The organism is Achromobacter sp. NPDC008082 (assembly GCF_042957345.1).
GTDB lineage: Bacteria > Pseudomonadota > Gammaproteobacteria > Burkholderiales > Burkholderiaceae_B > Achromobacter > Achromobacter kerstersii_A.
The window spans coordinates 92,129-107,410 of record NZ_JBIBIB010000006.1 but is presented as its reverse complement, the minus strand read 5'-3'; the positions used below and the strand labels follow the sequence as shown (position 1 = coordinate 107,410).

General features: G+C 64.2%; 15 protein-coding genes. 14 read left to right on the top strand and 1 reads right to left on the bottom strand.

The window, feature by feature from the left end; translation table 11 throughout:
* Nucleotides 1-3 precede the first annotated feature (3 nt).
* From ACFZAI_RS24095 to ACFZAI_RS24070, 6 genes are all read left to right on the top strand, one after another.
* A complete protein-coding gene (locus tag ACFZAI_RS24095) occupies nt 4-1,473 on the top strand; it encodes a DUF4178 domain-containing protein (RefSeq protein WP_391569293.1) in 1,470 nt (489 codons plus the stop codon).
* Nucleotides 1,474-1,477: 4 nt separating this feature from the next.
* A complete protein-coding gene (locus ACFZAI_RS24090) occupies nt 1,478-1,651 on the top strand; it encodes a hypothetical protein (protein WP_391569292.1) in 174 nt (57 codons plus the stop codon).
* Nucleotides 1,648-2,001, top strand: coding sequence for an adenosylmethionine decarboxylase (speD, locus tag ACFZAI_RS24085; RefSeq protein ID WP_391569291.1), 354 nt, complete (start codon nt 1,648-1,650; stop codon nt 1,999-2,001). Before ACFZAI_RS24090 ends, speD begins: the two co-directional genes overlap by 4 nt.
* Before the next feature lie 118 nt (nt 2,002-2,119).
* The gene (modA, locus tag ACFZAI_RS24080) at nt 2,120-2,878 is read left to right on the top strand and encodes a molybdate ABC transporter substrate-binding protein (RefSeq protein WP_391569290.1); all 759 of its coding nucleotides are present in this window, start codon (nt 2,120-2,122) and stop codon (nt 2,876-2,878) included.
* 21 nt (nt 2,879-2,899) lie between these two features.
* On the top strand, nt 2,900-3,586 hold the full coding sequence (gene modB, locus ACFZAI_RS24075) for a molybdate ABC transporter permease subunit (RefSeq protein ID WP_391569289.1): 687 nt from the start codon (nt 2,900-2,902) through the stop codon (nt 3,584-3,586).
* Nucleotides 3,583-4,269 carry an ATP-binding cassette domain-containing protein gene (locus tag ACFZAI_RS24070; RefSeq protein WP_391569288.1) on the top strand — a complete coding sequence of 229 codons (687 nt, stop codon included), beginning with the start codon at nt 3,583-3,585 and terminating at the stop codon, nt 4,267-4,269. Before modB ends, ACFZAI_RS24070 begins: the two co-directional genes overlap by 4 nt.
* Nucleotides 4,270-4,384: 115 nt before the next feature.
* Here ACFZAI_RS24070 and ACFZAI_RS24065 read toward each other — a convergent pair whose 3' ends face one another.
* The gene (locus tag ACFZAI_RS24065; RefSeq protein ID WP_391569287.1) at nt 4,385-5,179 is read right to left on the bottom strand and encodes a TOBE domain-containing protein; all 795 of its coding nucleotides are present in this window, start codon (nt 5,177-5,179) and stop codon (nt 4,385-4,387) included.
* A 141-nt stretch (nt 5,180-5,320) separates the two neighbouring features.
* Here ACFZAI_RS24065 and ACFZAI_RS24060 point away from each other — a divergent pair, with 141 nt between their 5' ends.
* The 8 genes from ACFZAI_RS24060 to acpS all read left to right on the top strand — a co-directional run bounded on the left by ACFZAI_RS24060 (nt 5,321) and on the right by acpS (nt 15,237).
* Nucleotides 5,321-5,926 (top strand): DUF4136 domain-containing protein, encoded by a 606-nt coding sequence (locus tag ACFZAI_RS24060; protein ID WP_391569286.1) that lies wholly within the window; start codon nt 5,321-5,323, stop codon nt 5,924-5,926.
* A 14-nt stretch (nt 5,927-5,940) separates the two neighbouring features.
* The gene (locus tag ACFZAI_RS24055; protein ID WP_391569285.1) at nt 5,941-7,134 is read left to right on the top strand and encodes a DUF3734 domain-containing protein; all 1,194 of its coding nucleotides are present in this window, start codon (nt 5,941-5,943) and stop codon (nt 7,132-7,134) included.
* 319 nt (nt 7,135-7,453) lie between these two features.
* A complete protein-coding gene (locus ACFZAI_RS24050; RefSeq protein ID WP_391569284.1) occupies nt 7,454-7,807 on the top strand; it encodes a helix-turn-helix domain-containing protein in 354 nt (117 codons plus the stop codon).
* A 122-nt stretch (nt 7,808-7,929) separates the two neighbouring features.
* On the top strand, nt 7,930-9,189 hold the full coding sequence (locus ACFZAI_RS24045; protein WP_391569283.1) for an efflux RND transporter periplasmic adaptor subunit: 1,260 nt from the start codon (nt 7,930-7,932) through the stop codon (nt 9,187-9,189).
* 65 nt (nt 9,190-9,254) lie between these two features.
* The gene (locus ACFZAI_RS24040) at nt 9,255-12,491 is read left to right on the top strand and encodes a multidrug efflux RND transporter permease subunit (protein WP_391569282.1); all 3,237 of its coding nucleotides are present in this window, start codon (nt 9,255-9,257) and stop codon (nt 12,489-12,491) included.
* Nucleotides 12,488-14,005 carry an efflux transporter outer membrane subunit gene (locus tag ACFZAI_RS24035; RefSeq protein WP_391569281.1) on the top strand — a complete coding sequence of 506 codons (1,518 nt, stop codon included), beginning with the start codon at nt 12,488-12,490 and terminating at the stop codon, nt 14,003-14,005. The genes ACFZAI_RS24040 and ACFZAI_RS24035 overlap by 4 nt, the downstream gene beginning before the upstream one ends.
* Nucleotides 14,002-14,742 carry a pyridoxine 5'-phosphate synthase gene (locus ACFZAI_RS24030; RefSeq protein ID WP_391569280.1) on the top strand — a complete coding sequence of 247 codons (741 nt, stop codon included), beginning with the start codon at nt 14,002-14,004 and terminating at the stop codon, nt 14,740-14,742. Before ACFZAI_RS24035 ends, ACFZAI_RS24030 begins: the two co-directional genes overlap by 4 nt.
* Before the next feature lie 63 nt (nt 14,743-14,805).
* Nucleotides 14,806-15,237, top strand: coding sequence for a holo-ACP synthase (gene acpS / locus ACFZAI_RS24025; protein WP_175171319.1), 432 nt, complete (start codon nt 14,806-14,808; stop codon nt 15,235-15,237).
* The last annotated feature ends 45 nt before the right edge of the window (nt 15,238-15,282 follow it).

Below are 15,282 nucleotides of genomic sequence, written 5' to 3'. Positions count from 1 at the left end.
CTTATGCAGCAGGTTCTGTGTCCGCAGTGCGGCGCCCCGGTCAAGTTCACGTCCACCGCATCCGTCATGGCGGTCTGCGGCGCTTGCCGCAGCACCTTGTTGAAGGATGCCGAATCGGTCAAGCGCATTGGCGAAATGGCCGATGTGCTGGAAGACTATTCGCCCTTGTGCCTGGGCGCGACGGGCAAGTTCGACAGCAAGCGCTTTGACGTCATCGGCCGCATCCAGCTGCGCTTTGACGAGGGCTTCTGGAACGAGTGGTACGTGTGGTTCGAAGATGGTTCCGACGGCTGGTTGTCGGACGCTTCGGGCCAGTACGCCGTGACGCGCCGCCGCAAGGTCAAGTCCCTGCAAGGCATGCCGGCGTTTACCGACATTTCGCCAGGCGACGAGCTCAAGCTGGACGGGCAGCGCTTTGTTGCCGCCGATGTCCGCACTGCGCAGGCGGGCGGCGCGCAGGGCGAGCTGCCCTTCGTGCCGGGCGATGGCTGGGAAGCAAAGGTGGCGGACTACCGCAGCCTGGACGCGTTCCTGACGCTGGATTTTTCCGACGCGCCCGAACCTGAACTTTATATTGGCAAAGCCTTCGACCTGTCCGCCATGCAGGCGGGGTCGTTGCGCACCAACGAGCAGGTCGAGGAAACCGCGGGCCGCTTCCGTGGCCAGATCAAGGCGCTGGAGTGCCCCAACTGCGGCGCGCCGATCAGCTTCGTGGCGGCCATGGCCACCCACGTCGTCTGCCCGTCGTGCGCATCGGCGGTGGATTGCTCGGGCCCCACGGCCGAAGTCATTGAGAAAGGGCGCAAGGTCAAGGCGATCACCACGACGCTGTCGCTGGGCGCGGTGGCCAAGATCGACGGCGCGAGCTTCACGCTGATCGGCCTGATGAAATGCGCGGACCCCGATCCCGACGAACCGTCCGACTGGATCGAGTATCTGTTGTTCAACCCGGCCAAGGGCTTTATCTGGCTGGTGGAAACCGACGAAGGCTGGGAACGCGTGCAGGTCTGCGACACCTGGCCCAGCCTGAACAACGCGACCAGCGTGCGCTGGCGGTCAAAGCTGTACCAGAAGCTGTACGACTACACCTCGCGGGTCGAGATGCCCTTGGGCGCGTTCAACTGGCGCGTCAAGGCGGGCGACACCACGAAGATTACCGACTACAAGGCCGGCACGCTGAAGCTAACGCGTGAACTCGCAGCGAACGAACTGGGCTGGTCGGCGTCCGCGCCCATCGCCCCGGCGCAGTTGGCGGAGTGGTTTGGCGATGCGCAACTGGCCAAGCAGAAATCGCTGCCCATGGCCGGCAAGCGGGGCGGCTATGCCAAATGGGCCTGGACCGCGACCATCGGCATGGTGTTCCTGAACATGAGCAACATCTTGAATGGCCGCTTCATTGCCGTGCTGATCGGGCTGGCGTTCCTGTGGTTCCCCGCCAAGCTGGCGGACAAGTTTTCTGGAAAGGACGAGTAGGCCGATGGGCAAGTTCCTGTATGCCGTGTATGCCGTGGTGGTGGTGCTGGCCGCTACGGGGGCCAGTTCGCCCGGCGCCCGCATCGTAAGCGGAGGCGGGGGCAGCAGCAGTAGCAGCAGCTGGGGCAGCAGCTCGTCGGGCAGTTCGGGCTGGTCATCGGGCGGATCGCACAAGTGACGACGTTGCATGCCACGCCGGGCCGCCACGTGCTGGCGGATTTTCGCGGCGTGCCCGCCTTGCGGTTGACGGATGCTGCCGCGTTGGAAGCGCAATTGATCGCTGCGGCGCAGGCCGCCGGCGCGCATGTGCTGAGCGCGCATTTCCACCATTTTGGCGAAGGCGCGGGCGTGACGGGCGTGGTCATGCTGAGCGAATCGCATATCAGCATCCATTCCTGGCCCGAGCACCAGTTCGCGGCGCTGGACATCTTCATGTGCGGCACGGCGCGGCCCGAGCTGGCGCTGGCCTGGCTGCAAGACGCGCTGGCGCCGGAATCGGTGCACGTCACAACGGTCGCGCGCGGCTGATCTTTCCCCTTTTTTGCCCGTTTGATCTGGCGCAAGCGACGCCCGGGACCCAAATTGACGAGCGTTATATACCTCTATATATTTCGTTACCGATATGGCGATACCCGAGGAGAAAATCATGTCCTGCAAACGCCCGCTTTTGGCGCTGTCCCTGGCGCTGTCCACGTTGTGGGGCGCGAGCGCCCACGCTGGCGACCTGGTGGTGTCTGCCGCCGCCAGCCTGACCAACGCCTTCAAGGAAGTGGCGCAAGGCTACGAGAAAGCGCATCCCGGCACCAAGGTCGTGCTGAACTTCGGCGCGTCCGATGTGCTGCTGCAGCAGATCGTGAAGGGCGCGCCCGCGGATGTGTTCGCATCGGCCGACCAGAAGGCGATGGACAAGGCCGTGGAAGAAAAGGCCGTCAAGCCGGCATCGCGCGTGGACTTCGCTGCCAACCAGATCGTGCTGATCGTGCCGACGGACAGCAAGGCCAATATCACCGCGCTGAAAGACCTGACGCGCGACGACATCAAGCGCATCGCCTATGGCAACCCGGCCTCGGTGCCGGTGGGCCGCTACACCCAAGGCGCGCTGGAAGCCACCGGGTTGTGGACGGCGGTGCAAGCCAAGAGCGTGCTGGCGCAGAACGTGCGCCAAAGCCTGGACTACGTGTCGCGCGGCGAAGTGGATGCGGGCTTTGTGTTCGCCACCGATGCCGCCGTCATGCCTGACAAGGTCAAGGTGGCGGTGCGCGTGCCGTCGCAAACGCCTGTGACGTATCCCATCGCCGTGACCACGCGTGAAGCCGCAGCGAAAGAAGCCGAAAGCTTCGTCGCCTATGTGCTGTCGCCCGAAGGGCAGGCTATTCTGTCGCGCTACGGCTTTCAGAAGCCCTGATATTGCTGATGCGTTGAACTGATGACAGATCCGGTTTGGGTGCCGCTGCTGCTTTCGTTGAAAGTGGCGGGCTGGGCAACATTGTTGGCGACCGTGGCCGGCACCGCCGCGGCGTTCGGCTTGTCGCGCTGGCGCTGGCCGGGCCGCGATCTGCTGGACGCCATCCTGACGCTGCCGCTGGTGTTGCCGCCTACCGTGCTGGGTTATTACCTGCTGGTTTTGCTGGGCCGGCGCGGCGTCATCGGTGAAACGCTGGCGGGCTGGGGCATTGAACTGGTGTTCACCTGGCAGGGCGCGGTGATCGCGGCATCCGTCGTGGCGTTTCCGCTGGTGTTCAAGTCGGCGCGCGCGGCGTTTGAAAACGTGGACCCGCAGCTTGAGAATGCGGCGCGGGTGTTGGGTGTGCCCGAAGCTGGCGTGTTCTTCCGCGTGACTTTGCCGTTGGCGGCGCGCGGTATTGCGGCAGGCGTGCTGTTGGCGTTCGCGCGCGCCTTGGGCGAGTTCGGCGCCACGTTGATGATTGCGGGCAACCTGCCCGGCCGCACGCAGACGTTGTCGGTGGCCATCTACGAAGCTGTGCAGGCAGGCGACGACCGCACCGCAAACCTGCTGGTGCTGGTCACGTCCGTTACCTGCGTCATCGTGTTGCTGGTGGCGGGCAAGCTGGTGCCCATCGGGGCGGGCCAACGCAACGGGGGCGGGCGATGAGCATCCACATCCAGGTCGCCAAGCGCATGGTGTCGGGCGACCGGCAGTTCGATCTGGACGTGGCGTTCACGTCTTCGTCCAAGCGCATTGCCTTGTTCGGGCCGTCGGGCGCGGGCAAGAGCCTGACCTTGCGCGCCGTGGCGGGCTTGCTGCGGCCGGATGCCGGCCGTATCGATATCAACGGGCGCGTGCTGTTCGATAGCGAAGCGGGCGTCAGCCTGCCAACGCAATCGCGGCGCGTGGCCTATCTGTTTCAGGACTACGCGCTGTTTCCCCATCTGACCGTGGCGCAGAACATCGCGTTCGGCATGCGGCGCGGCTGGCTCAACCCGCCCAAACGCGGCGTTGCGCCCGAGGCCAAGCGCTGGGTCGATGCGTTTGAGCTGGGCGCCATCATCGGCAGTTATCCGAATGAGATTTCCGGCGGGCAGAAGCAGCGCGTGGCGCTCGCGCGCGCGTTGACGTTGCAGCCCGACATCCTGCTGCTGGACGAACCGTTTTCTGCGCTGGATTCACAACTGCGCGGCAAGATGCGCCAGGAACTGAATGCGCTACAGCGGCAGCTTGACGTGCCGATGCTGCTGATCACGCATGACCCGGCGGATGTCGACGCCTTGGCCGATGAAGTGTTCGAAGTGCGCGACGGCAAGGTGCGCCGCCGCGCGGATGACCCGGGGGTTTGATCGCTGGGGAGGCTGTTCCCGGGTGTGATCTTAGGCCTGGGTCCGAAGGGGGGGGCAGAAGATCAATCTGAGACCCTTGGGAAAATCGTCGATCAGACCGCAGACGCGCCGCGCGTCAGTCCAGCACGCCCAGAATCACGCTGGACGCCTTGAAAATCGCCACGGCGGGCTCGCCTTCGGCCAGGCCCAGTTCCGTCGCGCTGTCGTTGGTGACGATCGCCACCATCGTCGCGCCGCCGTCCATGGCAATCAGGATTTCGCTGTTGACAGCGCCCGGACGCACCGCGCTGATCGTGCCCAACAACTGGTTGCGGGCTGACAGGCGTAACCCTGGCCCGGGTGCGCCGACGATGACGTTGGACGCCTTCACCAGCGCAATCGCTTCCTTGCCCGGCTCCAGGCCCAATTCCGTGGTGCTTTCACGGGTGATGGTCGCGGTGACGGTATGGCCGCCCGCGATGCGCAACAGGATTTCGTCGTTGACGGCGCCTGTGCGGATCTCGATGACGGTGCCCAGGAATTTATTGCGCGCGCTGGTCTTCAGCATGAAACGCCTCATCAGGTCGATGTCGCCGCTGGCGTCCAGCCCCGCGCGCGTCAGGTTGTCCATGAACTTCCGGTGTTCGGCTTCCAACGCCCGAAAGGTGCCGATCAGCCGGCGGGCGCGGTCGGTCAGCTGCGTGCCGCCGCCGCCTTTGCCGCCCGCGGCCCGTACCACCAGCGGTTCACCCGCCAGGTTGTTCATGGCGTCGATGGCGTCCCACGCGCCCTTGTAGCTCATGCCCACGGCGCGCGCAGCGGCCGTGATTGAGCCGGTGGCGTCGATCTGGGAGAGCAGGTCGATGCGGTTCTTTCCGCCCCAGGTCTGGGCGCCGGAACGAAACCAGATTGAGCCGTCGAGTTCCAACATGCTGTTTTGGGTCTGTGTCAGGGGGATGAATCAGCTGCGAGTGTAATGGACAGCAGGCGAGGGGATGCGAATGAGATTCTGTTGAAACTTTGCAGCCTTCGCGGCACTATGTTCAAGCCTTGAGCTCTCGGAGAAATCGACATGAAAGCGTTTCCAGCGTTGAAATGGTTGACGGCCGGTTCCATGACGGCATTGCTTGCAGCCTGCGCATCCGGCCCCACCGTGAAAGGCGATTACGATCACCAGGCGGATTTTGCGCAATACCGCACGTTCGCTTTCATGAACCCGCTAGGCACGGACAAGTCGGGCTATAGCAGCCTCTTGACCGAACGGCTCAAGGACGCCACGCGCGGCCAGATGGAAATGCGCGGCTATACGTACAGCGCCGCCAACCCCGATCTGCTCGTCAACTTCGGCGCCAAGCTCCAGCAAAAAACCCAGGTCACGCCAGCCGCGCCGCCGATGGGGCCTTACTATGGCTACCGCACGGGGTTCTACGGCGGCTGGCCCGGCTACGGCTGGGGCGACGACGTCTATCAATACACCGAAGGCACGCTGAACATCGACTTGGTCGACCCCCGCCGCAAGCAGCTGGTGTGGGAAGGCGTGGCGGTGGGTGAAGTGCAGAATCCCGATACCGCCAACACCTCGCAGAACGTGGACAAGGCGGTGGCGCAAATCTTCGCCAAGTATCCTTTCCGGGCCGGCGTCGCCGCGCCGCAATTGCCGGACAAAAGCAAACCCTAGCCAGAGGTAGCCGAATGACCACTCGCCGCAAGGCCCCGTCCACCGATACCGGCGACACGCCTCCGTACGAAACCGTTGCCCTCGTCCTGCAAGGCGGGGGCGCGCTGGGGTCCTATCAGGCGGGGGTGTACCAAGGCTTGCACGAAGCGGGCATTCGGCCCAACTGGATATCCGGCATTTCCATCGGGTCGATCAACGCGGCCATCATCGCGGGTTCGCCCGAAGACGAGCGCGTTGACCGGCTGAGGGGCTTCTGGGAAAGCATTTGCCGCCCGGCCGGTTTTGCCTCGGTGCCGTGGGGCGACACGTTGGCGGGCATGTTCGAAGGCATCCCCTTTGGCTTTGGCTCGCCTGCCATGAACGGCCAGCTGTCTGCGTTTCAGGCGCTGTTTTCCGGGCAGCCGGGGTTTTTCAAGCCGCGCTTTCCGCCGCCATACTGGGCCAGCGGCCGGGGGGCTGCGTCCACCAGCTTTTACGACACCACGCCGCTTGCGGCCACGTTGCGCCAGTTCGTCGACTTCGATGTGCTCAATAGCGGCAAGGTGCGCGCAAGCTTCGGCGTGGTGAATGTGCGCAGTGGCAACTTTGCGTATTTCGACAGCCAGACCGATAAGCTGGGCCCCGAGCACATCATGGCTTCAGGCGCGTTGCCGCCGGGGTTTCCGTCGGTGGAGATCGATGGCGAACATTATTGGGACGGCGGCATCGTGTCGAACACGCCGCTGGCGCAGGTGCTGACCACCGACAACATGCGCGACACCTTGGCGTTTCAGGTTGATTTATGGCCGGCGCGCGGCGGGCTGCCGACCTCGCTTGAAGAAGTGGCCGAGCGCCAAAAAGACATTCAGTATTCCAGCCGAACCCGCCTTGTCACGGATCAGCTGCGGCGGGTGCTGAAGCTGCGCCATGGCTTGCAGCGCCTGCTTGAACGCCTGCCCGAGTCCGAGCGCAACGCGCCCGAGTTCGCCGACATCCGCAAGCTGTCGCACACGCCCGCCACCAACATCATCAACCTTATCTACGAATCCAAGCACCTGGAGCGTTACTCCAAGGACTACGAGTTCGGCACCGAGGCCATGCGCGAGCACTGGGAATCTGGTTTGGCCGATATCCGTCAAACGCTGGCCAAGCCCGGCATTCTGGCGCGGCCCACTGAGAACAGCTGCTTTGTGACGCACGATATTCATCGCAACGGCACGCATAAATAGGCAGGGTGGCCATCAACAGACAGGGCGCACAGAAAAGACAGGGCATCGGCAGAAAAGCAAGGCGCGTAAGACTGGTCTGATAATTGGCCCATTCGGCAGCCAGAAGCCGTTCGCGCCGGTAGTCTTCGGGGACAAACAGCAACCTTGTTCCGGGTTCGGGCTGCCGCCACGCCAGGCGGAACCCGCCCGATGGAGACCTGCCATGATTGCCCCAGACGTACTTGCTCCTGTTGTACTTGCTCCTGTCGTACTTGCTCCTCACGCGCTTGCCCATCCTGCGCTTGCCCGTCCTGAACTCTCCCCGCCACGCGGCGGCCGCGTGCCGCCGTCCATCACCGTCAGTACCCCGGCAACGCTCGCGTCCGACCGGGTCGACGGCTGGTGGAGCCTGATGTATCAAGGGTGGACGCTGCTTGCGCCCAGCGGCGCGCGTATCGACCTGACCGAAATCGAACGCGCCTGCTTTGTCTGCCTGTTGCAGAGCCCGCATCGCGAATTGCGCCGCGAAGCCTTGATGGCCGTGCGCCAAAGCACCAACATGCGCACGCTCAATGTGGCGATCTGCCGGCTGCGCAGCAAAGTTCTACAGACAGGCACCCGTTTGCCGCTGCATACTGTGCACGGCGTGGGCTACGTGTTCCTGGGCAATCTCAGAGCGCTTCCCAACTGCTGAGGCTGTTACGGATTTGTCTCTCCCGCGCATCGTTGAGCAGCTTGAAAATACGTGATTTCCCCAATAACTGAGTTACATTATTGGGCTATTCACGGGTCACTACGCTACGCGCGGGGGTTTCAATGCGGTTTTCGCCTAAACGTGTTTCAGGTCTGGCTGTTTCCGGTGGCGTACTCGCGCTGATGTTGGCGGGCTGCGGCGAAAAGCCACAGATGAATCCCGGCATGCCCCAGGTCAGCGTTATTACCGTCCAGCCCGAGCGTGCGCCTATCGTTTCTGAATTGCCCGGCCGCGTGGACGCCGTGCGTGATGCGCAGATCCGTTCGCGTGTCACCGGCATCGTTCAGAAAATCGCCTTCGAGCAAGGCGGTGACGTCAAAGAAAACCAACTGCTGTTCAAGATTGATCCGGCGCCCTACAAGGCGGCGTACGATCAAGCGACCGCGCAGTTAAAGCAGGCGCAGGCCAATCTGTTCAGCGCCAAGCTGCTGGCTGACCGCTACGCGCCGCTGGTCAAGGCCAACGCCGTCAGCAAGCAGGAATACGACAACGCCGTGGCCTCGTTCCGCCAGGCGGATGCGTCGGTGGCGGCCGCCAAGGCCAACCAGGACAACGCGGCCATCAACCTGGGCTACACCGATGTCACGTCGCCCATCACGGGCCGCATCGGCAAGCCGCTGGTCACCGAAGGCGCGCTGGTGGAAGCCACGTCCGCCACGCAAATGGCGACCGTGCAGCAGCTGGACCCGGTCTATGTTGACTTCACGCAGTCCACGTCCGAACTGGCGACGCTGCGCCGCGCATTCGCCAGCGGCCAGTTGCAGCAAGTGGGCAAAGACACCGCTCGCGCCACCGTCGTGCTGGAAGATGGTTCCGAATACGAGCATGCCGGCAAGCTGCTGTTCACCGGCATCACCGTGGACCCGTCCACGGGCCAGGTGAACCTGCGCGCCGAAGTGCCCAACCCCGACGGCATCCTGTTGCCCGGCATGTATGTGCGCGTGCGGCTGGAGCAGGGCGTGGATGACAAGGCGCTGGTCGTGCCGCAGCAGGCGCTGCAACGCACGGCCGACGGCTCGCAAAGCCTGATGCTGGTGAAGGACAACAAGATCGAGCAGTTGGCTGTCACGACCGGCGGCGCCATCAAGAACAACTGGTTGATCACCAGCGGCCTGAAGGCCGGCGACGTTGTCGTGGTGGAAGGATTCCAGAAAATCCGCCCCGGCGCGCCGGTGCAGGTCAGCCAATGGAACAAGAACGGGGCCCCCGCGAAAGGCGGACAGCCCGCGGCGCAACCCGGCGGCAAGCCGGCCGCGCCCGAGCAATCGCCCAAACCTGCCGAACCTGCCCAGCAGGACAAGGCAGCAGGCCAGAAATCTTGAGCGGCACGCGGCGCAACCAGCGCCGCGTTCCCCTTTGGTGAGCATCGCTTTCAGAGTCAGCCCACATGCCGCAATTTTTCATTGATCGACCAATTTTTGCCTGGGTAGTTGCCCTGTTCATTCTGCTGGCGGGGGTGTTGGCCATCCCGAACATGCCGGTGGCGCAGTACCCCGACGTCGCCCCGCCCGCGATCACGATCACCGCAACCTACCCTGGCGCATCGGCCAAGGAAGTGGCGGAATCGGTCACCAGCATCATCGAAGACAAGCTCAACGGCGCCAAGGGCCTGATCTACTACGAGTCGGTCAGCGACTCTTACGGCACCTCGACCATCACCGCCACGTTCGCACCGGGCACCGACCCTGACCTGGCGCAGGTGGACGTACAGAACCGCGTGTCCAACGTGATTGCGCAGTTGCCGGGCGCCGTGCAGCAACAGGGCCTGAAATACGAGCAGACCAGTACCGGCTTCCTGATGATCGTGACGTTGTCGTCCGAAGACGGCTCGCTGGATCAGACCGCACTGGCCGACTACATCACGCGTAACGTGCAGAACCCGGTGTCGCGCGTGGCCGGCGTGGGCCAGTTCCAGTTGTTCGCCGCGCCGCGCGCGATGCGCGTCTGGGTCGACCCGGCCAAGCTCGTGGGCTTCAACCTGAGCATGGCCGAAGTCAACCAGGCGATTTCCGGCCAGAACGTCCTGATCTCCGGCGGCAGCATCGGCGCGCCGCCCAACCCGGATTCCCAACGCATAACGGCCACCGTCACCGCCAACGGCCAGTTGAGTACCGTGGACGGCTTCGGCAAGATCGTCCTGCGCGCCAACACCGATGGTTCCAAGGTGCTGCTGCGCGACGTCGCCCGTATCGAAGTAGGCGCCGACAACTACCAGTTCGGGGCGCGTTTGAACGGCAAGCCCACGGCCGCGTTCGCCGTCGTGCTGTCGCCGGACGCCAACGCGTTGGCCACCGCCCAGGGCGTGCGCCAACAGATGGAAGAGCTGTCCAAGTACTTCCCGGGCAACATCCAGTACGCCATCCCCTACGACACCGCACCCTATGTGAAGGTGTCCATCGAGCAGGTGCTGCACACCCTGGCCGAAGCCATGGTGCTGGTGTTCCTGGTGATGTACCTGTTCCTGCAGAACGTGCGCTACACGCTGATCCCGGCGCTCGTTGTGCCGGTGGCCATGCTGGGTTCGTTCGCGGTGATGCTGGCGCTGGGGTTCTCCATCAACGTGCTGACCATGTTCGCGATGGTGCTGGCCATCGGGATTCTGGTGGACGACGCCATCGTGGTGGTCGAAAACGTTGAACGGATCATGGCCACCGAAGGCTTGCCGCCCAAAGAGGCCACCAAGAAAGCCATGCCGCAGATCAGCGGGGCCATCGTCGGCATCACGCTGGTGCTGGTGACGGTGTTCCTGCCGCTGGCCTTCATGAGCGGGTCGGTGGGCGTGATCTACCGTCAGTTCTCGGTGGCCATGGCCGTGTCCATCTTCTTCTCGGCTCTGCTGGCGCTGACCTTCACGCCGGCGCTGTGCGCCACCATTCTCAAGCCGGTGGCCAAGGGCCACCACGAAGACAAAAAGGGCTTCTTCGGCTGGTTCAACCGCAAGTTCGACGCCACCACCCACGGTTATCAGAATTGGGTGTCGCGCATTCTGCACAAGGGCGGCCGCATGATGCTGGCCTTCCTGGTGCTGGTGCTGCTGCTGGGCTGGCTGTACCTGCGCCTGCCGTCGTCGTTCCTGCCCGAAGAAGACCAGGGCTACGTGATCAGCAACATCGAGCTGCCCACGGGCGCCAGCGCCAACCGTACGGTCGAGGTCATCGAGCAGGTCGAGGAATATTTCCGCAATATTCCCGCGGTGGAAAACATCATCGCCGTGCAGGGCTTCAGCTTCAACGGCAACGGCCTGAACGCCGCTATTGCGTTCACCACGCTGAAAGACTTCAAAGACCGCAAAGAACGCCAGGACTCCGCCGGCGCCATTGCCTTCAACGCTTTCCAGAAGCAGTTGATGGGGGTGCATGACGCCATGGTGTTCACCCTGGTGCCGCCCGCCATCTCGTCTCTGGGTAACGCCACCGGCTTTGACTTGCGCTTGCAAGACCGCGGTTCGGGCGGCACGGAAGCGTTGGCCGCGGCAACCGCGCAGTTGATGGGCGCGGCAATGAAGAGCCCGGTGCTGTCGCAAGTCCGTATCACGGGCTTGGCCGCTGGCGCGCAACTGACGCTGAACATCGACCGCGACAAGGCGGCCGCGTTGGGTGTGGACTTCAACGAGGCGGCCTCGCTGATCTCGACGGCGGTGGGCTCGGCCTACCTGAGCAAGTTCCCGAACATGGGCCGGATGCAGAACATCTGGGTCCAGGCCGATGCGCCGTACCGCATGCAGTTGTCTGACGTTCTGAAGCTGAACGCACGCAACACGCAAGGCGGGATGGTGCCGCTGTCGACGTTCGTGTCGGCGGAATGGGTGCAAGGCCCGGTTCAGGTCGTGCGCTACAACAGCTACGAGTCCATGCGTATCGGCGGCAGCGCCGCGGCGGGCTACACCACCGGCCAGGCCATGGAGGAAATGCAGAGCCTCGTCGCGCAGTTGCCGCAAGGCTTCGGCTACGAATGGACGGGGCTGTCGTATCAGGAACGCCAAGCGGGCAACCAGGCGCCGATCCTGATGGGCCTGTCGCTGCTGATCGTGTTCCTGGTGCTGGCCGCGCTGTATGAAAGCTGGGCCATCCCGATCTCGGTCATGCTGGTGGTGCCGCTGGGTATGTTGGGCGCGGTGGCGCTGGTCAGCGCGCTGGGCATGTCGAACGACGTGTACTTCCAGGTGGGCATGGTGACCGTGATCGGCCTGGCGGCCAAGAACGCCATTCTGATCGTGGAGTTCGCCAAGGATCAGTACGCGCGGGGCATGGGGCTATATGAATCCGCGGTGGAAGCCGCAAGGCTGCGCTTCCGGCCGATTCTGATGACGTCGCTGGCGTTCATTCTGGGCGTGGTGCCGTTGGCGATGGCCACCGGCGCAGGCGCCGCCAGCCAGCGCGCAGTGGGTCTGGGCGTGCTGGGCGGCATGTTGGCCGCCACCCCGTTCGCCGTCATCTTCGTGCCGACGTTCTTCGTCGTGGTGCTGGGCCTGTTCAAGACCCGCCCGCGTCTGTTGGGCGCTGAACTGAAGGCCTGGGAGGAAGAGCAGGCGGCCAAGAAGGCGGCTGGCGAACCCACCGCTGATTCGCCCCACGCTGCGCAAACTCCCGCACAACCCAACGGTGGCCCGGAGGGCAAGGCATGAAAGCCCTGATGATCAAACAGACCGCTTTGTCCGCCTTCGTGGCGGTGGCGTTGGCCGGCTGCTCGCTGGCGCCTGTCTACAAGCGCCCCGATGCGCCGGTCACCGGCACGTGGCCTGACCAGCCCAAGGTGCAGTACGGCGCGTACAACAACCCTTCAACGCTGGGCACGCAGCCGTCAACGTCGGTGATGCCGCAAGACGGCACGCCCGCGGCCGACCTGGGCTGGCGCGAGTTCTTCCGCGATCCGCGCCTGCAAAGCCTGATCGCCTTGTCGCTTGAGAACAACCGCGACCTGCGCGTGGCCGTTCAGCGTGTCGAAGAGGCGCGTGCGCAGTACGGCGTGCAGCGCGGCGCGCAGTGGCCGAGCATCGGCGCCGGCATTCAGGGCCAGCGCCAGCACTTGCCCGCCAACATGCGGGCAGGCGGCCCCGATTCCAGTTCGATTTCCAGTTCCTATCAGGCCGGTATCGGCCTGACGACCTTCGAAATCGATCTGTTCGGCCGTTTGCGCAATTTGTCCGAAGCGGCGTATCAGCAGTATCTGTCGACCGAGCAGGCGCAAAAGAGCGTGCAGATCACGCTGGTGGGTTCCGTGGCGCAGTCGTACTTCAACCTGCGCGCGGCCGAAGTCCAGCTGGACCTGACGCAGCGCACGCTGGCTTCGCGCCAGGAGTCCTACAACCTCGTCAAGCGCCGTTTCGATGGCGGCGTGGCCTCGGAACTGGATTTGAACCAGTCGAAGTCGCTGCTGGATACGGCGTCGTCTGACCTGGCGCAATTGGCCCGCGCCAGGGCGCAGGCCATGAACGCGCTGGTGCTGCTGGTGGGAACGCCGTTGCCGGAAAACCTGCCCGCGCCCGCCACGTTCGGCCGCGACCAGCTGCTTGCGACGGTGCCTTCCGGCCTGCCGTCCGACCTGCTCGAGCGCCGCCCCGACATTCTGGCCGCAGAAAACCAGTTGAAGGCCGCCAACGCCAACATCGGCGCGGCGCGCGCGGCGTTTTTCCCGACGATTTCGCTGACCGGCCTGCTGGGCGTGGCCAGTCCGTCGCTGGGTGATCTGTTCAAGGGCGGCCAAGGGTATTGGAGCTTCTCGCCGTCGATCACGACGCCGCTGTTTGCCGGGGGCAGTATCCGCGAAGGGCTGAATCTGGCGAAGGCGCGCGACAACATCGCCGTGGCCCAATACGAGCAAACCATCCAGACGGCGTTCCGCGAAGTGTCGGACGCGCTGGCGGGCGAAGCCACGTATGGCGCGCAGCTGGATGCGCAACGCGCGTTGCAGGAATCGTCTTCGCGCACGCTGGAATTGTCGAATCTGCGCTATACCAATGGCATCGACAGCTACCTGCAAGTGCAGACCGCTCAGGTAGACTTCTTCAATGCCCAGCTTTCGCTGGTGCAAACCGGTTTGGCCGCGCTGATCAACCGCGTGGAGCTCTACAAGGCGTTGGGCGGCGGCTGGGAAGAAACCACGAAAGAACCGACCAAAGTGACGACGACCGCTCAATGATAGAACTTGGTGTAAATATCGATCACGTTGCCACGTTGCGGCAACAACGCCATACGGTGTACCCGGACCCGGTGGCCGCCGCGCTGCGCGCGGAGGATGCCGGCGCCGACCTGATCACGCTGCATCTGCGTGAAGACCGCCGCCACATTCAAGACGCGGACGTTTACGCCATTCGTCCGCAGCTGCGCACGCGCATGAATCTGGAATGCGCCATCACGGCGGAAATGCTGGAAATTGCCTGCGCCGTCAAACCCAACGACGTCTGCCTGGTGCCTGAAAAGCGTACCGAGCTCACGACCGAGGGCGGCCTGGAAGTGGCGGGCGCCATGGGGCCGGTGACGGACGCCGTGGCCCTGCTGACCGAAGCCGGTATCCGCGTGTCCTTGTTCATCGACGCGGACCCGGTGCAGATCGCCGCGGCGGCCAAGGCGGGCGCGACGGTCATCGAACTGCATACCGGCGCCTACGCCGAAGCCGAGGGCGACGCCGTTCAGGCCGAGTTGCAGCGCATCCGCCTGGCCGTGACCGAAGGCTTGCGCCATGGCCTGCGCGTGAACGCCGGACACGGCCTGCATGTGGGCAACGTATCGCCCATTGCCGCCATTGACGGTATTTCCGAGCTGAACATCGGCCACGCCATCGTGGCGCAGGCGGTGTTTGATGGCTGGGAAAAGGCGGTGCGCGACATGAAAGCGCTGATGGTGCAGGCCCGGCTGCAAGCGCTGCGCGGCCTGTGACCGCAGGCTGCATGATGGAACCCCGCGCCGCTTTTTCGGCGGCGTTGTTTTTGGTTGATGCTCATGTCTGACACGCCCAAGACCCCCGCGCCCGCTGGCGCCATCGCCGGCATCGGCATGGACTTGCTGCGCATCGACCGCATCGAGCGCGCATTGGAACGCCACGGTGACCGCTTCGCCGAAAAGATTCTGGGCGTGGAAGAGTTGCAGAAATTCCATGCGCGCCGCGCCCGTGACCCGGTGCGCGGCCTGCGCTTTCTGGCGACGCGCTTTGCGGCCAAGGAAGCCTTTTCCAAAGCGATCGGCCTGGGCATGCGCATGCCCATGACGTGGCGGCGTGTGCAAACGCTGAACGCGCCGGGCGGCCGCCCGGTGCTCGTCATCGCGCCCGAGCTGCTTGACTGGTATACGCAGCGTTTCGGCGCGGCGCATGTATCCATCACCGACGAATCCGACATGGCCGCCGCGTATGTGGTGGTCGAACGCAAGCCCTGAGCCGCCGCCCCGCGCGACGCCCGCTTGCCATACCTAGACAGAAGG